Source organism: Cellvibrio sp. KY-YJ-3 (assembly GCF_008806955.1).
Taxonomy (GTDB): domain Bacteria; phylum Pseudomonadota; class Gammaproteobacteria; order Pseudomonadales; family Cellvibrionaceae; genus Cellvibrio.
Genome location: NZ_CP031727.1, coordinates 1,946,825 through 1,966,406, shown reverse-complemented (window position 1 = coordinate 1,966,406; position 19,582 = coordinate 1,946,825). Strand labels below are relative to the sequence as shown.

Here is a 19,582-nt window from a genome sequence, read left to right as displayed (position 1 = left end):
CGAGACATTGCCCTGAAGCGGGAGCAATCTCTACGTGGCTCAATGTAAGTCTGGGGAGGGGGTATCACCATTCGATAAATGACACAGGCCGCTACGTCATTTGACGCATAGCCAATCGTTAAAGTTGGTACAGCAATTGAAGGACAACAGCAAAGCGGGGATAAAAAGTTCAACGAGTCACAGAAGACAATAAAAACAACAGTAAACGCACCACAAGCGATCACCATTGCAGTGGTGCGCATGAAAATAATGCAGCGATAAATGACAGCAGCCAATAACCCGAGTATTTCATTCACCAGCGCTTTGTTCCCGGACGAACAAATTGTTTAACGGGTAAACTATGACCGCCAAACAACATATATTTCGCGTGCGCCGCAATTACAACCAGTGGGTGGCCAACCAAACACTGGAAGACTACGCGCTGCGTTTTACCGCCAAAAGTGCGCGACGCTGGTCTGCGGCCCGTGTAGCCACGACTGCATTAGGGGCGATTTCGTTTCTCGCGCTGGAAGCAATAGGTGGTGCGATTACCTTGCACTACGGTTTTAATAACGCCGTTGCAGCCATTCTTGCGGTAAGCGCGATTATTTTTCTCACCGCAATTCCTATTAGCTACTACGCCGCAAAATACGGTGTAGATATAGATTTGCTCACCCGTGGCGCTGGCTTTGGTTATATTGGCTCCACCATTACCTCGCTAATTTACGCCTCGTTTACTTTTATTTTTTTCGCGTTGGAAGCGGCCATTATGGCCATGGCGTTAGACTTGTTATTTGGCATTCCCCTGGCCTGGGGTTATTTGATTAGCTCGGTGGTGATTATTCCGCTAGTCACCCACGGCATTACTTTTATAAGTCGCTTCCAATTATGGACCCAGCCGCTGTGGTTAATTCTGCAACTCCTGCCCTTTGTTTTTATTATTTATGCCGATGCTAGCGCGGTGGAAAGTTGGACTGAATTTTCCGGCGGTTTACCCAATGAAAATAATGGGGCAACGGCAGGAGTAAACGTTTTACTGTTTGGTGCAGCTTCTGCCGTTATTTTTTCGCTGATTGCACAAATTGGTGAACAGGTGGATTTTTTGCGTTTTTTACCCGAGCCAAAACCCGCAACACGTTGGCGCTGGTGGGTAGCATTAATTGCCGGTGGGCCGGGTTGGATTGTGATTGGCGCAATAAAAATTTTGGCGGGTTCATTCCTGGCGGTGCTGGCATTAAATCACGGCATCGGTATGGAAGAAGCCGCCGACCCAACCCGCATGTATATGGTGGCGTTTACCTATATCACCAGTTCCCCGGAGGTTGCGCTGTCGGTAGCAGGAATTTTTGTCATTTTAAGTCAGTTAAAAATTAATGTGACTAACGCTTACGCCGGTTCGATTGCCTGGTCAAACTTTTTCTCCCGCTTAACCCATAGCCACCCCGGCCGCGTAGTGTGGTTAGTATTTAATGTGGCGATTGCGCTGTTATTAATGGAGCTGGGGGTTTACCGCGCACTGGAACAAACGCTCGGTTTTTACGGCATAGTCGCTGTGGCCTGGTTAGGTTCGCTGGTGGCCGATTTAGTCATTAATAAACCGCTCGGCCTCAGCCCGAAACATATCGAATTTAAACGCGCTCACCTGTACGACATCAATCCAGTCGGTGTTGGCTCCATGCTCATCGCCTCAGTGATGGGCATAGTCTGTCACGCCGGAGTGCTGGGTGATATTGCACAAGCGCTATCGCATTTTATCGCTTTGGGTTTGGCCTTAATCTGTGCGCCGCTAATTGCCCTTGCCACGCGTGGGCGCTATTACCTCGCGCGGCCAGTTACCGGAATAAATTCGCCTGAGTACCGTTATTATGAGCCGCAAAAAAATGCGACCGTCTCCTGCTGTATTTGCGAACACAAATTTGAATATGAAGATATGACCTACTGCCCTGCCTACGCGGGTGATATCTGCTCACTCTGTTGTTCGCTGGATGCACGCTGCAATGACTATTGCAAACCCGAGGCGAACTATACCCATCAGCTGAGCAATTTTTTTACCCGTTTTTTACCGGCATCCATTAGCGCCAATATCAATTCACGGGTTGGACATTTTATTATTTTGGTGGCGGTGATTAATGGCCTGTCAGCAATTTTATTATCGCTTATTTATTTTCAAACCCCGATAGACGCGCCGGAAACTGCAGCACTGTTGGAAGCCACACTGTGGAAAGTATTTTTTCTGCTGGTGATTATTACCGGTGTGGTGAGCTGGCTGTTTGTATTAGCTCACGAGAGCCGCGTGGTGGCGCAAGAGGAATCACAACGGCAAACACGGTTATTGATGGAAGAAATTGAAGCCCACGAACGCACCGACCGCGCATTGCAAACCGCCAAAGAACAAGCCGAAGCTGCCAACCTGGCCAAAAGTCGTTACTTAACCGGCATCAGCCACGAATTGCGCTCACCACTGAATGCGGTGTTGGGTTATGCGCAGCTGTTGGAAAAAGCCAGCGATATTCCCGCCGGCCGCAAAGATGCGCTCGGTGTAATCCGTCGCAGTGGCGAACATCTAGCCGATTTAATTGAAGGGCTGCTGGATCTATCCAAAATTGAAGCGGGCCGTTTGGATTTACATCAAGATCAAGTGCGCTTGTCATTACTCATTGAACAACTGGTACATATGTTCCGCTTGCAAGCTGAGGCAAAAGGGTTGGAATTTATTTACGAATGCAAGGATCGTCTGCCGGAGTTAGTGCGCACCGATGAAAAACGCCTGCGGCAAATTTTAATTAATTTGTTATCTAACGCGGTGAAATACACCAATAAGGGCAAGATCATTTTTAAATTGCGCTTTCGCAGTCAGGTTGCGGAATTTACCGTTACCGATACTGGTGAAGGAATCGCCACCGAAAATATTGAACGCATTTTCCGCCCCTTTGAACGTGTGCATCGCCCCGGCTCTACCGCTACGGGAACAGGGCTGGGTTTAACCATTACGCGGTTATTGTGTGAAATTATGGGTGGCGATATTGCCGTGAGCAGTAAGCTCGGTGAGGGCAGCCAATTTAAAGCCAGTTTAATGCTCGCGAGTATTACCAACCCGCAGCGCGAATCCATTACCGCGCCGGTGCAAACTATTTATGGCTATCGCGGCCCGGTGCGTCGCTTGTTATTGGTGGATGACGACGCGAGCCATCGTCAATTGATGCGCGCCATGCTCAGCCCGTTGGGTTTTGAAATTATCGATATGGATAACCCTTTGGAAGTTGTGCCGCGTTTGCAGTACGAAATAGCGCAAGGTACTCCACCGGAGTTAATTATGCTGGATGTCTCTATGCCGGAGATGAGCGGCTGGCAACTGGCGGAACAATTGCGCGCGCAGCTATTTCACGGGCCGATCATCATGGTCTCAGCAGATGCCAGCGAAGGCAAAAACCATAGCGATGCACCAGAGCACGCGCTGCACAATGCCTATGTCATTAAACCCGTACGTTTGCCGCTGCTGCTGGATCATATCGGCAATTTATTAAAACTAACCTGGTGTTATGAAAATACAGCTTCCGCATCTACACCACAAACAAACAGGTCGCACACAAACACACTACACACAACCAAAGAGAAAAATAAAAGCCCAAACAATATTATTGTCAGTGACAAAACAGAATCGCCTGATGGCCAGATAAAAAATTTAGCTAACAACAACACACTGCAGCAACTAAAAAATCTGGCAGCCATAGGTCATAAAAAGGGCCTGCTCGAAGCCATTGCGCAACTACAACAGCTGGCAAGTAATGGCGATGACACCCAATGGTTACAAGAATTACAACAACTCAGCGCTAACTTCCAGTTCGAAAAAGTGATTGAACTGATTGATGATTACTGCGCACACGAACCCACTCACTAAACGGAGACCAAAATGATCAGCAATAGCAATGTGGTACTCGTGGTTGATGACTCCATCGATAGCATTCACATGCTGAACGATGTATTGGAGGATGCAAAATTTACCGTGCTCGTAGCGTTGGAAGGCACCCAAGCACTGACCATCACCCAAAATATTCGCCCGGATATTATTTTGCTCGATGCCATAATGCCCAACATGGATGGTTTTGAAACCTGCAAACGTCTGAAACAAAACCCGCAGCTGGCCGATGTGCCCATTATTTTTATGACAGGGCTAAGTGATACTGAACATATTGTGATGGGTTTGGGCGCAGGCGGTGTGGACTACATTACCAAGCCAATTAAAGCCGACGAATTAATTGCACGCATGCAAGTGCATTTAGCCAATGCACGCATCACCCAAAGTGCACGCGCCGCACTGGATACCGCCGGTCAATATCTATTAACTATTAATGCCCTGGGAAATTTAGTGTGGGCCACACCGCAGGTCTATCAATTACTCGATAATTCCGGCGCAACCCAGGACTCCATTGCACTCACACCATCGATAACCCAGCAACTGCGCGACTGGATTAGCCACAAACCCGAAACGGGGCGGCAATTATTATTGCAGCAACTAAGCACCGAGTTATCGGTAGAAATGCTCAACCTGATTGACGGTAAAGAATATTTGCTGCGTTTAACGCCCGCCCACAAACCCGCCGACGACACCCAATCCCTCAAACAACAATTCGCCGTAACCGGCCGCGAAGCCGATGTATTATTGTGGATCGCCAACGGAAAAACCAATCGCGAAATCGGCCAGATTTTAGAAATGAGCCCACGCACAGTGAACAAACATTTGGAGCAGATATTTAAAAAATTAGGTGTGGAAAACAGGACGTCGGCCGCAGCAATTGCTATCAGGTCTTTGGCGCGGGGGTGAAATCCAGTTACCTTGTGAAGTAGATTAAAGCCGGTGAAACACCGGCTTTTTTACTAACACTCAATGCCCAGTTCACGCAAAATATCGTCGCGCAATTGTTGTAAAGCGGGGTCAGATAATTTGCGCGGGTGTGCAAAAGGTACATCAAAAATTGTTTGGATGGTTGCCGGACGGTTTGATAACACCACTACACGATTAGCCAAATGAACGGCTTCTTCCACGTCGTGGGTAATCAATATAACGGTGTGTCGCTCCTCCTCCAAAATTCGCAATAACTCAGTGCGAATACGCAAGCTCATTAATGCATCCAGTGCAGAAAAAGGCTCATCCATATACAGGATTTCCGGTTTAACTGCGAGCGCGCGCGCAATTTCTGCACGCTTTAACATACCGCCCGACAACTCACGCGGATAGTGTTGCTCAAAGCCTTTTAAACCCACCAAATCCGCATAGTGGTCAGCAACCGCCGTTTTGTCGACATGTTCATCATTTAAACCAAACATCAAATTTTGCTGCACGGTTAACCAAGGGAATACCGAGCCGTGTTGGGAAATCAAAATACCGTTGGCATTGGGGCCTTTGCGCTCTACGCCATCAACCGCGATACTGCCTTCATCCGGCTGTAAAAAACCGGCGATCATTTTCATCAGTGTGGATTTACCGCAGCCAGATGGGCCGACAATCGCAATAAATTCCCCATCAGCAATTGTGAGATTGATACCGTCAATTACTGATTTTGATTCGCTGCCGGAGGAAAAACTTTTTTTAATATTTTGAATAACAATCTTATCGGTCATAACGCCACCTTACTGATTTATGTCCTTCCATTAGTCGCATCAAGCCGTCCAACAAAAGTCCGATGACGCCAATAATAATCATACCTGCAATCACCAAATCATAGCGATTACCCGCATTACGTGAATCCATAATCATGTAGCCAAGGCCGGAGCGTAGGGCAATCATTTCTGCCGCCACCACTACCAACCAGGCAACACCCAAAGAAATGCGCATGCCCACGATTAAATCGGGCAGTACCGCCGGAATGACTACTTGCCGATACAGCTTGTAACGCGACACACCAAAGTTTTCGGCCGCATTTAAGTAACGCGGTTCAATGGTATGAACGCCTGCCGCGGTTTGCACAATCAACGGAAATACCGCAGCAATAAAAATTAAGAAAATCGGCGATGCATTGCCTACTCCAAACCAGAGAATCGCCAGTGGAATCCAGGCGATTGGTGAAATGGGCCGCATAATTTGAAAGACCGGATTTAACGTGGCGTAAGCACTATCGACACGCCCCATCCATAGGCCCAGCGGGATCGCAATAAGTACCGCCAGTAAAAAACCAGTACCTACGCGCATTAATGACGAGCTGATGTGCTCCCATAACGTGCCATCTTCAATCAACTCCATTGCACCAGTCACTACTTGCAACGGAGTGGGGAAAATCACGCTTTTAGTTTGCACCACCACAATCCACCAAACCGCAATTAGCACCGTGATTAGCGCTAGCGGCGGTAATATTTTTTTGAGTTTTATCACAGAAACTACCTTTTGTTATTTGAAATTTTACAACGACTAACGAAACACATTTTTAACTCGCCACAGCAAACGATTCCACCCCGCCGTGGGCTCAGGGTCAACTACTACGATCATTTGCCCGCTCGCATGGGCAGTGCAGGCAAATTCATACTCAGAAGCCAGTTCAAACGGCAATTTGAAACTTTGACCGGGCATAATCAGTGTCGGCCCAAACATTTGCGGCACATCATCCAGATTGCGCAACACTAATAGATCGCGCACGCCCAGCGCCAAGTAAATCTGGTCAGGTAGAATGCTGACCGGATTACCCGCCATACGCTGCGCCCAAGTACCCTTGGGAATTTCAAATACTTCTTCACGGGAATCAAAACGAAGGGGATAAAAGGCAAGCAGTAAGGCCGCGGTACTCACCACGAAAATTACAGCCGACAGCAACCGGGCATAACCAACACTTACTTTCATAACGCAGCCTGTTGCGTTTTTTCTTGCAACAATATTTTGATGTCGTGGGTTATGTCGTCTGCACTTTTTCCAAACGGCACCAGCGCGCGCAATAAACCGTCGCGATCAATCAAATAAATATACGAAGAGTGGTGCACTTCATAATTTCCGCCATTTTTGTGCACTTCTTTTTTCGCGATGATGCCATAAGCCTGGCGCACAGCCGCCAACTCATCGGCAGAACCGGTGACACCAACAAAATGCGAATTGAAATTGGTTAAATATTCACGCAAGCGCGCCGGAGTATCGCGCTCAGGATCGACAGTCATATAAACCACTTGTACTTGCCCAGCTAACGCACCAAGATTTTTAAAGACCTGCGCAAGATTAGCGAGTGTCATGGGGCAGACATTAGGGCAATTGGTAAAACCAAAACCCAATACCAGAAGTTTGCCACGCTGTTCGCTCAGCGTGAATTGGTTGTCACGGGAGCTGGGCAGGGAAAAATCCGGAGCCATGCGCGGTGGATCAAACACGCCGGATTTCAATGCAGTACTTTTTGTTGCAGTGCTTTCTGTTGCAACATTTTCTGCCGCAACATTTCCTACAACACTTATGCAAAACGCAAACACCATTATCAATCGAATCATCATCAGATCCTGCTATTAAACTGTAATGGCAACAGGTTTAGCATTGCGAACAAAGGTTTCATCAACATAGCTTTCATACGCAACGGGACTAGTCAGGGTTCCTGCAGCAATGGACAATTCCATCAGCTCATTGAATTCGTCCTTGATCATACGCATATCACCATAGGTCACACGATCTTCAGGATTTTCCATCACGAAGCGAATAATATTCGGGTCCTGATTAAAGAACTGGCGCCCGGCGGCGATCTGCACGGCCTTCTCGCGATTCACCATATTCTGATCCAACCATGCACCCGCCCCCATCACGTGGTTAACCAAATCCTGTACTACTTCCGGTTGCTCCTGAATTAATTCTTCACGCACCGTCAGCACACAGCAGATGTAATTGCGCCATTCATCGCGGGTCATGCGTAAAGGGCGCGCATAACCCGCCTTTTGTGCGGCGGCACCAAATGGCTCGCCGGTACAGTAAGCATCCACCGCGTTGGCGTAGAGTGCGGCGGGCATATCCGGCGGTGGCATTTCTACAATTTCAATGTCGGTATGCGTCATGTTTTCCTGCGCGAGCATCTTGCGCAGGAATAAAAAGTCCACCGCAAAACGGCTTGGGATTGCGATGCGTTTACCTTTCAATTGGCTGAAGGTTTTGTAGTCAGAATCCGTGCGCACCATTATCACGGCGCCGGATCTATGCCCGAGGGAAATAATCTTAAGTGGTATTTTTTTGGTGGTGAGATCCATCACCAGAGGCGCCAACATATAGGCCGCCTGAATGCGCCCGGTCATAAGCGACTCTTTGATCTCTGGCCAGCCACTGTATTTGCTGTACTGGAACCCCACGCCCCCTGTACCCGCCGCCGCCTTACCAACACAGGCAATGGGTAAGGTCAGATTGCAGGTAACAGGTAATCCACCCACCACCAGTAGATTGCTATCTTCGGTGCGCGAGCAGGACGCAACACCTAAAGGGAGGGTCGCGGCAGTCATGCCTAATAATAGCTTTCGGCGCTGCTGGGAAAACGTAGATAGAGGGTCGTGGGTGTTCATTTGATGCCTTTTTAAGGTAGTGTCATGCCAATCAACAAAATGTGCCGCGCGAGTATTGATGATCGGCTCCGCACAATCTACAGAATTACCATAGATAAAGCCTATCGTATTTTGGGGATGCAAATTGTCGCCCCCAAAAATCGATCCTCCCCCACCTCACTCCCAATAGTTCATAGCCAAAATCTATAGGGCGCGCATTGTGGCAAGCCTGGGACATCCTCTATAACGCCGCTCACTTTCCATTCTCTCAATCAACTAATAAATAAGACCGAGAACACTATGACTAGTAAATCCCGCCTGATTAGTCTGGCTATTTGCACATTGCTTGCCCCGACTGTTTACGGCGATACCGACACGAAGGATGAATCCAAGCCTGAAGAAATGGTCATCACTGGCGTAAAAACTGAAACTCCACTCACCATCGAGACCGACCCCAAAGCGCCAAGACAACCACTACCCGCGCAAGATGGGGCGGATTACCTTAAAACAATTCCAGGCTTTTCCGTAATCCGCAAAGGCGGAACCAGCGGCGATCCGGTATTTCGCGGAATGGCCGGATCGCGACTGTCGCTATTATTAGATGGTGATCTGGTATTGGGCGGCTGCGGTAGCCGCATGGATCCGCCCACTGCATATGTATTCCCGGAAACTTATGACCGTATTCGCTTGGTCAAAGGGCCGCAAACCGTTATTCATGGCCCCGGTAACTCTGCCGGTGTCGTTCTTTTTGAACGCGACCGGGAGCGTATGGCCCAACCCAGCTGGAAATTCTATAGCAGCCTTTTGGGTGGCAGTTTTGGTCGCAATGATGAAGTTATGGATCTCCAGGGCGGCACCCCGGATTTTTATCTCCGCGCAATGGCCAGCCATTCACAACAAGATAATTACCAGGATGGCGACGGTAACGAAGTCCACTCCCAATACGACCGCTGGAATACCAACCTTGCCTTGGGCTGGACACCCAGCGACGACCTGACTATCGAAATCAACGGCAGCCAAAGCGATGCAGAAGCAGCCTATGCGGATCGCAGCATGGACGGCTCAAAATTTGCGCGTGACAACCTGAGCGCCAAAGTGATTGTGAAAAACCTGACTCCCTTCTGGAAAAAACTGGAGACTCAGGTCTATTACAACTATGTCGATCACGTGATGGATAATTACACTTTGCGTGAACGCACTGGAACGACGATGCAAATGGCCTCCAACCCCGATCGTCAAACCGAGGGCGCGCGCCTACTAGCTACTTTCACCCCAACCTCATCCGCCGAGCTGATAGTCGGTGCAGATACCCAGAAGAACGATCACACCAACCGCTCCACCTCAAACCAAATGATGATGCCCTATCAGGATATGCCGCGCGTTGGTGATGCGCATTTCCAACAACTCGGTGTCTTTGGTGAATGGACGCAAACCATAACAGCGCAGCAGCGAGTAATTGGTGGGGTACGCGTTGACGACTGGAGCGCAGAAGATCAACGCGCAGCAACTCGCATGATCGGCAATACCCAACACGTCAATCCCACTGCAGGCGAAGAACGCAATGAAAATTTATCCAGCGGCTTTCTACGCTACGAAAAAGATTGGCGTAGGGTTACGGTCTATACCGGCATTGGCCACAGCGAACGTTTTCCCGACTACTGGGAATTAATTAGCAAAGAATCGCTGGATTCTATTAGTGCCTTCAACGCTAAAGCGGAAGAAACAACCCAGTTAGATATAGGTGCGATTTACAGCAAGCATCGCCTGAAAAGCAGTGTCTCTATGTTCTACAACGAAATTGATAATTACCTGCTGATCCAATCGCGCGTGAACAAACCAACGGGGCCAACGAGCACTAGAAGTACCACTGTCACCCGCAATGTAGATGCAACAACTTGGGGAATGGAAGCCGACCTTAGCTACGCATTGACCGACACATGGCGCACAGAAGCATCGGTAGCAAGTGTGCGCGGCACTAACGAAACAGATAATACCCACCTGTCACAAATCCCGCCGATCGAACTTCGCCTCGGCCTCTACTACAACAACCCAACTTGGTCTGCCGGTGTATTCTGGCGCGTTGCGGATGAACAGACACGAGTCGATATCAACAAAGGCAATATCGCAGGACAAGACATAGGCGCAAGCGAAGATTTCAATGTGCTCTCGCTTAACGCTGGCTGGCGCGCGCACAAAAATCTGTTGCTCACTACCGGTATTGATAACCTGCTTAATGAAACTTATGCAGAGCACATCAGCAAAGCAGGCGCCATGATCGCAGGTTACGACCAAACCACCCGCATCAATGAACCAGGAAGAACTTACTGGTTAAAAGCACAATTAACCTTCGATTAAAAACTCGTTATTAATAATAAATAATTAAAAGAATTATAGGTTGCAAAGGACTGCAGCCATAAATCCCATCTCCAACCCCATACCGTCGCGCTTCGCTAAACACGCCTTACCAGCATGAATAACATGTTTATTTCATTGAAATAGATTACGCAGCATAACGCACACTTTTACAGACTTGGTAGGAGCGTCCAATGCGGGTGCTTTCTATGTCGCCTCAAATATTTATTTCGTAGGGAGCGCTTCGCGAAGCAAGCCGCCACGTTTCGGCTATCGAAAAGAAGGGGAAGTTGTCATTTATGTAGGTTGGACATGGCCGCCCAAACTACGAGCTCTGAACCAGTATTTTGGCTTTCTTTGTTATGCATATAGACCGAACACACCGAATACACAGCCAAGAAAAAAACATACAAATGATGTATATACGAATATCCTAGGTATATTATTTTTCACAACTTGAGCGCTCACCTCACTAAAAAAATCTTCCCACTCTTGTCTTTCTTGGAGATAGTTATCGACTGATTTTTTGTACTTCCAAAAAATAGAACCGTACATTTCGGTGACAAAGGCTCTAAATATTCCGATAAACATTACCCCTAAGAAGAACAATGCTAAAGCAACCTTAAACTCAACAATGTCTGGATTAGAAGATATTGCCCCCATGTATGCCAAAAGCGCTACCGCGCTTCCCGTATTAGCCGAAAACAAAAATGTGAGAGCCCGCTCTACAGATTCTGTGGTGATAGATTGCAACTGGCGCTCTCTACTTTCGATAAAGCGCTCTCTAGCCTTTCGTACATCATCATCTAATTCTGGATCAAAATGCACTATTAACTCCCATTGCATAACAGTTTATTGGATAGCTAAGCCGTATATCCTCACGCCGCACATCATTCCTGATGCAAGTTTGTGGTGACCTATAATTGCATAAACATAAAATAGTTAAAATTGATTTGGTGTTTTAAAAAATTAGTAATCCGGTTGGCGCTTCACATCACTGGCAGCATATTACTTTTATCTGGCTTTACCAGACTTACTTAATCAAGTGCAGCTATTCAGATTTGGATATAAAGCAAAACAGCACGATTTATTAACGAAAAACAGCTTTAGCTCCATGGATATCACCAGTTACCACACCGATACCATTTTCAATTTCCAGCTTGTGGTTTCGCAACGGTGTATGTTCTGCCCACAGATAGACACGACTTCCATTCTCTTGAGCTAGTGCTGCGAAGCGTCTCGGATAGCCCCAAAGATATTTCGCTTTGTCAGGTGGAATCAGTATAGGGCGGTTCGAGCACGCTTCTGGAAATACCCCACTCCACCCATATAACATATATTTTTTAACGCATTCTTTGGTCGATTCCACACTGATTGCCTTTAGTGCCGGGGCTTCGCGTCGAAACCAACTCACTCCATTTTCGCTAGAAAAAATAACAAACTTCGATAATCGATTCCCATAACTGGAACTAATTAGCTCATTCAGAGCGACAAAGGATTCCTCATCATTATTTTTGAGGTTCAACCAGAATGTTTTGTCTGGATACGCATCTAAAACCGCTGTTAAATTGTCAATGCGATATCCTTTTTCCCTAAAAGGAAAATGCAAGCCATTATCAAAAGTATAGCCGTAACCCGCATCCAGCTCTGATAGCAGACTGACCGTACTATCCCTTACTTCACCCTTGCCATTCGTAGCACAATCTAAAGTCCAATCATGGAATAGAACAAAATTATTATCTTTTGAACGATGAATATTGATATGGATTACGTTGAACCCAGCACTATCAGCATCCTTGATGGACTCAGCTGTATTTTCGATGTGAACATTTTCTGATTGAACGATTGATCTAGCGGAACAACCGTCCGCTCCAAGCTTTTGGTAATCGATAATTTGTCCGCCGCCTCGGTACGCGACTAATTGGCCTGATTCTCGCAGTTCCGGTTCACTCACAAGACCAAGAATAATAAATCCGCTTAAAATAGTTACTAGAATTATTGCGGATTTTTTTAACATGAAGCGTCCTTTTATCGATTTATTAGAATGCCAAAAACTGGGAGCCGTACTAAAATTTTAAAACAGACTTTCAACCATTGTTTACCAAATAATTTTTCATTTTCTGAATCGATGCACAACTACGCAGACAAACGTCTCCCTCTCATAATTGTCGAGTCTTTAGGGTGCCTTAAAAAATATTTTGCAAATGCTTTACAAAATAACTAGCGCTGTCCGCTGCACTTCTCATCGGGCTGTGGGCGTAGTTTCCGCCTTGTTCCAGAAAATAGAACTCTAGTCCCGATTCGGTGTGATGTGGAAGAATGTCGGCATAATCAATAGAACCCTTACCCAGTTCGGTATAGTCCTTTGTAATTTTATCCATATCTTTTATGTGCCACATCACGTATCTCCCTGGCTGCTCTTTGATCAGAGTTCTCGGGGACCGTTTGGAAGAATGCATTATCCAGTAGATATCCATTTGAAGCTTTACCAGTGCAGGATCTGTTTCTTTCAAAATGATATCGAAACCGTTTTCACCACCGTGATCCTCAAATTCAAAACCGTGATTATGGTAGGCAAACCCAAGCCCTGCCGCATTTACCCGTTCACCGATTAGGTTTAGCTTTCTCGACATTAATTTATAGTTGTCGATCGTCCTCTGCTCTGGGGCTAGCCATGGCCAAGTGATATATTTCATATCCAAAACTCGGGCACCCTCTATGCACTGATCTACGAAACGCATAAGTTCATCCTCGGGCTTTGCGAGATAAGCAGAAAACCCAAAATGCCCACTTGAAGCAGTGCCCTGAAAATCCTCCAATATATTCTTGAATTCAGAAGACTTATATCCGTAGAAAGTTCCTTTTTTGCCATCAAATCCAAACGTTTCAAAATCCTCGTAGCCCATAGCAGTTACAGCTTTCAATGTGCCGATGGGGTCTTTAGTCATATCTTCGTTGACAGAGAAAAGCTGAAGACCCATTTTGTATTTTGGTTTTTTAGCCGCCAAATAGCCAGACATCGGCAATACGGCTACCGCGCCTAATATCCCCATCGTTTCTATAAATTTCCTTCGATTCATTTTTACTTCCTCAGTGAAACGCTGCAATTTTTATTATCTATATTTACCGAGCTCGGCCAAAAAAAGCCAAACTCGATTGAAGGTAGAGGTTAAATTTTCTCAGCAAAACTTCAAATTTTTGAACACTTGAACCCCTGCGATTCAAGAAGTATAGAATTTATGGCGTTACCCACCATGCATCGCCCGCCTTCCAACTGCCCTTTTTGTATTTAGAAAGGTAACAGAAAAATGGGACTATTCGCCCTGCCAGAAATTGGTAAATTTTCCTGCACGATATTTCACATTGGAAAAGGTCGCAATAAAATTTTCAGCCAAAGGTGCCTGGGCAGTAAAACCGATATGTACTGGCACTGTGGATTTCAACTCGAAGTGACGTACAAAATTCCAATCCTTGCCATCTTGTGATGTATAAAAAATGTAAGAGGAGTCATGCCTAACGATCTTCAAGTATTGGTGATTAGAATCTGTGGTGCCATGATAGGCGTCATCCCCGCTGCCCTTTGTAACGGTTGTAGCTATGCCAATTTTTCCTGACTTAAAACGCTCAAAGAGTAGTTTTCCCCAATTTTTTGAATCAGCATAAACAATTAATGCTCCGCCATCATAGGGCGTTTCGCCGAATTCAGCTGAAACCTTGGCAGAAAAAATAAAATCACCTTCAGGTACAAACAGTAGCCTTGGTGTATTATCTGCGTTTTTTGCACCTGTTGTATCGGTAAATAAATCAGTACCTTTTAAGGCTGTTATTTCAATATTCCCAGCATTCACTTTCACTTCGCCAAGCTGGTTATCTATACGCATTTCGTAAGGTACAGATTTTATTGTAATTAACTTTATAGTTTTCGAATCCTCCGCAGCGAAAGAGGATATCGACAGTAAAAATGTGCCTAAAAATAAACCACAGCATTTGAAGTTGATCATAAAAATCCTTGAATCGTTAGCATTTTAAGAAAATAGTATTAGCAAGCTTATTCATCCCGCACCCTACTGTAATGCAGCTCATTAAACACAGAGCCATTTTTGTAAATAGCTTTTTGCAAAACAGCTTCTAGTTTGTATCCGCTTTTTTGTAAAACTGTTGCAGAGGCTACATTTCCTTCCATAACGGAAGCATAGAGCCGAATTAGGTCTGTGCTTTCAAAGAGTAAATGGGTGAACTTTTGCAAGGCTTCTGAGGCAATACCTTGCCCCCAATATGGCCTTGCCACCCAATAACCTATTTCTGCTGTTTTTTGTTTTTCAAATTCACCGGGAATGGCACCTATTGAGCCTACAAAAATACCATTGCTGACTATGGCGCGGGTAATGCCAAGCTTGCTGCCTGTTTCTACCCACCAGCGTGCTGCTTCAGGTGTATAGGGCTGCGGGATTCTTGCGGAGAGAAAATGTGTTTGGGCGGTGTCATTCAAATATGAAACCAGCAAATCCTCGTCTGTTTTTTCAAATTGCCTTAGCGCTAGCATTTTTATCGCCACCTTGCATTTAGGTATTTTCCTGTAGGTTTTTAAGCCAACTCAATTTTCATCAAGGTCGCCTCGCCACCGCGATACGATTCTTGTGCAATAAATTGCCAACCCAGACTTTCATAAAAATGCGCCTGATCGGGGGTGAATAAATAGATGGGGCTATAGCCGAGCGTTTTTGCGACGGCGACTACCTTGTTCACCAACAACGCGCCTATGCCCTGCTTACGATAATCCGCATGCACATACACGCTTGCCAGCCAGGGCGATAATTCCGGGTGGCTGTCCATATCGCTTTCTACCAAGGCTGCCGTGCCCAATACCTTATCGCCATCTACACAGATATACATACTTGGTATTGCCGTCGCCGAAAGGTAACGCTGCATTTTTTCAATGCGCGTTGCGACTGTGCCGCCGGGGTTTAAATAGCCCCACTGCGCGTGATGCCACTGCGCGATGGTGGGAATATGCTCAGGTGCTGAGCGTAAATTAATTATTTTCAATGGTTAGCCTCCGTCGTTCTTGCTCTCACCATAATCCGCCGTTACGAATAAGCAGATTTTTTCTCAGATCGAATGCGTTGCAACAACGCACATCATCGCGCCTGTCCCAGAATTCCGCCACATTTTCCGCAAAGTGGAACCGTCCCACCTTCATTCCTCCGCCAATTTGGGACGATTTCATCGGCTCAGCTACCTACATTGGGACACCGCTCGCGTCAGGATAAAAGCGGCACCATTTTCTAACAATAATTACGGTCATCTAATAGGAAATAACATGAAACAGTTACGACAAACCCTACGTGCGTGGGGGGCTGGTGTGATCGCGCCCCTTGCCTTTACCTCTATCGCGCTTTCTCCCATCGCCCTTGCCCCGAGTGCATTTGCCAATGTAACGCCCTACGGTGCGGGCAATATTGCTAATGGTCCAAACCCCGCCGGGTATAAATGCGCAACCGATTATGGCTACTGGATTTACAACGCCGGGCTGGTAAAACCCGGCGTGAGTAGCTGCAACCCGATTGGCTCGCCCACCCCGATTTACCCGCAACTGGTTTCACCGGCTGCCGATAAACACACCATGACCCATCGCTGGTGGGGCTCTATTTCATTTATGGGCGAGATGAAAGTGGGCGATCCCAACGGCGCTGGCTACATCACACCAGACCCAATGACCGCACGCATTACCGATCGCGGCGTGCGTATTTTGGGAATACCCGGCGGGTTGCGCACCAATCCAACCGCGACGCAATATTCCATTCCCGATCCATTTAATGAAGTGTTTGATGGTATCGCCGTTGGTAACAGCGATTACAGCAACCTTGAAGCTTATTTAAAAGACTATAGCGATGGTTCGGTGACCGTGCAGTGGCAAAGTGCGGGCACGGCGGTAATGGAAGCCACCTTTGTACACGGCTCGCCTTACGCTTATTTCACGGCGTTAAAAGGTAATTTACAACTGCGCACCAAAGCGGGCGACGGCGGCGAAAAGGGAGTGTTTTATCAAGCGGGAAATAGCTTGGGGGTATGGACGAACGTTGCGGGTAATCACAATAATTTTTTAATTACCGGTCACGACGCCACCAGTTTCAGCAACCCGAATACCGCAACGATTGGTGTGAACAATGCCAGTAAACGCATGACAGTGACCTTGCTTCCGCAAATATCCGGCATGCCTTCCACCGCGATGATTCAGGATTTCGCCCAACACGCGACCCAGCGGGTGGACAAGGTCAACATCACCTACGCAGTTAATCGCAACAGCAATAAAGTGACTGTCACTCACACTTATCAATTTAATGGCGCGCCGGTAACGACTATGGCGGGCCTGCTGCCCATGGCCTGGAAAAATGCAACGCAACAAGCATTTACACCTTATAAAGTACGCAGTGCACGCGGCGTTACCAAGTTTGCGGCGACTAAAAATTTCAGTTACACCATTCCGTTTGTGGGTGTGCTGCCCTACTTGCCGGAAAATATTGGCGACTACGATGAAACCCGTTTACGCCAATTAGTGAATGAATTTATTAGTCAGGATCCCGCCAGTTGGAACACTTTTACCGATACCTATTGGGCAGGAAAAAATTACGGAAAAGTTGCTGAACTCGCTGCAATTGCGCGTTCAATTGGTATGACGGTGGAAGCCGATCAATTAATTGCGTGGCTGAAAGCCGAATTGGAAGATTGGTTCCGTGCAAATACCAACGGCAGTTTGGACACCACCAAATATTTTGCCTACGACAGCAACTGGAACACGCTGCTTGGTTTTGACGAATCCTTCGGTTCACAACAGCAATTAAACGATCACCATTTTCACTACGGCTATTTTGTGCGCGCTGCTGCAGAAATTTGTCGCGTGGAAGCCAGCTGGTGTAGTGCAACCCAATACGGGCCAATGGTGGAATTATTAATTCGCGATTACGCGGCCGCCCGCGACGACAATTTGTTTCCCTACTTGCGCAATTTTGACCCCGCCAATGGTTTTTCCTGGGCATCGGGCCATGCGAATTTTGTCTTGGGCAACAATAACGAATCCACCTCGGAAGCGGCGAATGCTTATGGCGCGATGGTGCTTTACGGACAAATCACACGCAATAAAGCCATCACAGATCGCGGTATGTATTTGCACGCATCGTCCACCGCTGCCTATTGGGAATACTGGAATAACATTGATCGCTTCCGTGGTTTAGGTGGCGACTACGACAACTTCGATTCCGCCTACCCCAAAATGACCACCTCCATTATTTGGGGCAATGGCCATGTATTTTCCACCTGGTTTAGCGGTGCTTACGCACACATTTTAGGTATTCAAGGTTTGCCCCTAAGCCCATTGGTATTTCACATTGGCCAACATGCAGATTATTTGGATAACTACGTTGAATTAGGTTTGAGCCAATCCAGCAATGGCAAACCCTCGGGTTTAATTGATGATCAGTGGCGCGATGTCTGGTGGAATATTTGGGCGATGAGCAATGGCGAAGCCGCCGTGGAAGATATGCTCGCCTACAATTTTAATTACACACCCGAAGCGGGCGAAACCAAAGCACACACTTATCACTGGGTGCACACACTCAAACAACTCGGTCATTTAGCCACAGGCACTGGTGCCTTAACCGCGTCCAGCCCCAGCGCCGTTGCGTTTAATAAAAATGGTTTGCTGACTTACATCGCCTACAACTTTGGTTGCAGCCCACAGTACGTGCGTTTTTCCGATGGGATGACACTGAATGTTCCGGCAAATAGTTTTCGCATAAAACGCACCGGTGAAACGCCTGATGCATTGCCCACCTCAACCAGTTGTACACCGGCAACCGGGAGCAGCAACAGCAGTGTGGCAAGCTCGGTGACTAACAGTGTGACCTCATCAAAAGCCAGCAGCTCGGTGGCAACCTCGGTTGCAACTTCTGCAGCAACATCAGCGACAACATCGAGTGCCATTGCAAGCTCAAGTGCAATGTCATCGAGCAGCGCGCAGGGTTCGAGTGCAGCCAATAACAATCAATATGGTCACACAGTTTTGAGTGGTGACAGCCTGCGCTTTTTTGCCAACAACGCTGCCTGGGCGGATATTCATTTCACGGTGAATGGTGGGCCGCAACAAAATTTCCGCATGACACACAGCAGCGATAATTCAAATTTTTATGAATTAACGGGCATTCCCGCGGGTGCAACGGTTCGCTACTTTATGACTATCGCGCAGGACATTGGCGCCATCGATACTGCATGGGTTGAACTGGTGATGAGTGGCGGCGGTGCATCCAGTACACCGGCAAGCAGCTCATCCAGCAGCAGTTCGGTTGCCAGCTTTAGTCAGTTTATTGAGGCAGAAAGTTTTGCGTTTATGTCTGGCCTGGAATTATTTCCCACCACTGATGTTGGCGGCGGGCAAGTGGTGGGCGCGATTGATAGTGGCGATTGGATGGCGTTTACCAATATCAACTTTCCATCATCCGGCAGTTATTTAGTGGAGTACCGCGTTGCCAGCCCCAGCGGTGGAATGTTATCGCTGGATTTGAATGGCGGCTCGATTGTATTGGGCAGCGCTGCGATTCCAGCAACCGGTGATTGGGGCAACTTCACCACCATCAGCCACACAGTGAATATCAACGCGGGAACATTCAATGTTGGTATTTATGCACAGCAAGGTGGCTGGAGTATTAACTGGTTGCGCATTACCAAACTCTGACAATTAACTACTTAATCCGCCATGCCACTGCACAGCTAT

The 19,582-nt window shown here is 47.2% G+C and carries 15 protein-coding genes; 4 read left to right on the top strand and 11 right to left on the bottom strand.

Annotated features, from left to right (window positions below; genetic code table 11):
- Positions 1–340 precede the first annotated feature (340 nt).
- Both D0B88_RS08310 and D0B88_RS08305 read left to right on the top strand, forming a co-directional pair.
- Complete coding sequence (locus D0B88_RS08310) at positions 341–3,877, top strand: ATP-binding protein (RefSeq protein WP_151056474.1); 3,537 nt, start codon at positions 341–343, stop codon at positions 3,875–3,877.
- A 12-nt stretch (positions 3,878–3,889) separates the two neighbouring features.
- Positions 3,890–4,801, top strand: a complete 912-nt coding sequence (locus D0B88_RS08305; protein WP_151056472.1) for a response regulator — start codon at positions 3,890–3,892, stop codon at positions 4,799–4,801.
- A 53-nt stretch (positions 4,802–4,854) separates the two neighbouring features.
- Here D0B88_RS08305 and D0B88_RS08300 read toward each other — a convergent pair whose 3' ends face one another.
- Genes D0B88_RS08300 through D0B88_RS08280 form a run of 5 tightly spaced genes read right to left on the bottom strand, consistent with a single transcriptional unit; the run spans position 4,855 to position 8,484 of the window.
- Positions 4,855–5,598: an ABC transporter ATP-binding protein gene (locus tag D0B88_RS08300; protein WP_151056470.1), complete on the bottom strand. Its 744-nt coding sequence runs from the start codon at positions 5,596–5,598 to the stop codon at positions 4,855–4,857.
- Complete coding sequence (locus tag D0B88_RS08295; protein WP_151056468.1) at positions 5,588–6,346, bottom strand: ABC transporter permease; 759 nt, start codon at positions 6,344–6,346, stop codon at positions 5,588–5,590. Before D0B88_RS08295 ends, D0B88_RS08300 begins: the two co-directional genes overlap by 11 nt.
- Before the next feature lie 36 nt (positions 6,347–6,382).
- The gene (locus D0B88_RS08290) at positions 6,383–6,808 is read right to left on the bottom strand and encodes a hypothetical protein (RefSeq protein ID WP_007644422.1); all 426 of its coding nucleotides are present in this window, start codon (positions 6,806–6,808) and stop codon (positions 6,383–6,385) included.
- Complete coding sequence (locus D0B88_RS08285; RefSeq protein WP_225318596.1) at positions 6,805–7,437, bottom strand: SCO family protein; 633 nt, start codon at positions 7,435–7,437, stop codon at positions 6,805–6,807. The genes D0B88_RS08290 and D0B88_RS08285 overlap by 4 nt, the downstream gene beginning before the upstream one ends.
- Positions 7,438–7,452: 15 nt before the next feature.
- Positions 7,453–8,484, bottom strand: a complete 1,032-nt coding sequence (locus tag D0B88_RS08280) for an ABC transporter substrate-binding protein (protein WP_151056467.1) — start codon at positions 8,482–8,484, stop codon at positions 7,453–7,455.
- Positions 8,485–8,763: 279 nt separating this feature from the next.
- Between D0B88_RS08280 and D0B88_RS08275 the strand changes: the two genes are divergently transcribed.
- Positions 8,764–10,818, top strand: a complete 2,055-nt coding sequence (locus D0B88_RS08275; protein WP_151056465.1) for a TonB-dependent copper receptor — start codon at positions 8,764–8,766, stop codon at positions 10,816–10,818.
- A 357-nt stretch (positions 10,819–11,175) separates the two neighbouring features.
- On the opposite strand, the gene D0B88_RS08270 is transcribed toward D0B88_RS08275, so the two are convergent.
- The 6 genes from D0B88_RS08270 to D0B88_RS08245 form a co-directional block, all read right to left on the bottom strand.
- Positions 11,176–11,643, bottom strand: a complete 468-nt coding sequence (locus tag D0B88_RS08270) for a hypothetical protein (protein ID WP_151056463.1) — start codon at positions 11,641–11,643, stop codon at positions 11,176–11,178.
- Between the two features lie 262 nt (positions 11,644–11,905).
- Positions 11,906–12,832, bottom strand: a complete 927-nt coding sequence (locus tag D0B88_RS08265; RefSeq protein WP_151056461.1) for a glycerophosphodiester phosphodiesterase family protein — start codon at positions 12,830–12,832, stop codon at positions 11,906–11,908.
- Positions 12,833–13,001: 169 nt separating this feature from the next.
- The gene (locus D0B88_RS08260) at positions 13,002–13,895 is read right to left on the bottom strand and encodes a sugar phosphate isomerase/epimerase (protein WP_191966547.1); all 894 of its coding nucleotides are present in this window, start codon (positions 13,893–13,895) and stop codon (positions 13,002–13,004) included.
- A gap of 234 nt (positions 13,896–14,129) precedes the next feature.
- Entirely contained in the window at positions 14,130–14,816 is a 687-nt protein-coding gene (locus D0B88_RS08255) for a DUF1349 domain-containing protein (RefSeq protein ID WP_151056459.1), read from the bottom strand.
- Positions 14,817–14,863: 47 nt separating this feature from the next.
- Positions 14,864–15,358, bottom strand: a complete 495-nt coding sequence (locus D0B88_RS08250; RefSeq protein ID WP_225318595.1) for a GNAT family N-acetyltransferase — start codon at positions 15,356–15,358, stop codon at positions 14,864–14,866.
- Between the two features lie 41 nt (positions 15,359–15,399).
- On the bottom strand, positions 15,400–15,861 hold the full coding sequence (locus D0B88_RS08245) for a GNAT family N-acetyltransferase (RefSeq protein WP_151056455.1): 462 nt from the start codon (positions 15,859–15,861) through the stop codon (positions 15,400–15,402).
- Between the two features lie 274 nt (positions 15,862–16,135).
- Here D0B88_RS08245 and D0B88_RS08240 point away from each other — a divergent pair, with 274 nt between their 5' ends.
- Positions 16,136–19,543, top strand: coding sequence for a glycosyl hydrolase (locus tag D0B88_RS08240; RefSeq protein WP_225318594.1), 3,408 nt, complete (start codon positions 16,136–16,138; stop codon positions 19,541–19,543).
- The last annotated feature ends 39 nt before the right edge of the window (positions 19,544–19,582 follow it).

Excerpts from the sequence above, each read along its gene's own strand:
- D0B88_RS08300 (WP_151056470.1), bottom strand. The coding sequence starts at position 5,598 with ATGACCGATAAGATTGTTATTCAAAATATTAAAAAAAGTTTTTCCTCC.
- D0B88_RS08260 (WP_191966547.1), bottom strand. The coding sequence starts at position 13,895 with ATGAATCGAAGGAAATTTATAGAAACGATGGGGATATTAGGCGCGGTA.
- D0B88_RS08275 (WP_151056465.1), top strand. The coding sequence starts at position 8,764 with ATGACTAGTAAATCCCGCCTGATTAGTCTGGCTATTTGCACATTGCTT.
- D0B88_RS08310 (WP_151056474.1), top strand. The coding sequence starts at position 341 with ATGACCGCCAAACAACATATATTTCGCGTGCGCCGCAATTACAACCAG.
- D0B88_RS08240 (WP_225318594.1), top strand. The coding sequence starts at position 16,136 with ATGAAACAGTTACGACAAACCCTACGTGCGTGGGGGGCTGGTGTGATC.
- D0B88_RS08285 (WP_225318596.1), bottom strand. The coding sequence starts at position 7,437 with ATGATTCGATTGATAATGGTGTTTGCGTTTTGCATAAGTGTTGTAGGA.
- D0B88_RS08250 (WP_225318595.1), bottom strand. The coding sequence starts at position 15,358 with ATGCTAGCGCTAAGGCAATTTGAAAAAACAGACGAGGATTTGCTGGTT.
- D0B88_RS08280 (WP_151056467.1), bottom strand. The coding sequence starts at position 8,484 with ATGAACACCCACGACCCTCTATCTACGTTTTCCCAGCAGCGCCGAAAG.
- D0B88_RS08305 (WP_151056472.1), top strand. The coding sequence starts at position 3,890 with ATGATCAGCAATAGCAATGTGGTACTCGTGGTTGATGACTCCATCGAT.
- D0B88_RS08290 (WP_007644422.1), bottom strand. The coding sequence starts at position 6,808 with ATGAAAGTAAGTGTTGGTTATGCCCGGTTGCTGTCGGCTGTAATTTTC.
- D0B88_RS08265 (WP_151056461.1), bottom strand. The coding sequence starts at position 12,832 with ATGTTAAAAAAATCCGCAATAATTCTAGTAACTATTTTAAGCGGATTT.
- D0B88_RS08255 (WP_151056459.1), bottom strand. The coding sequence starts at position 14,816 with ATGATCAACTTCAAATGCTGTGGTTTATTTTTAGGCACATTTTTACTG.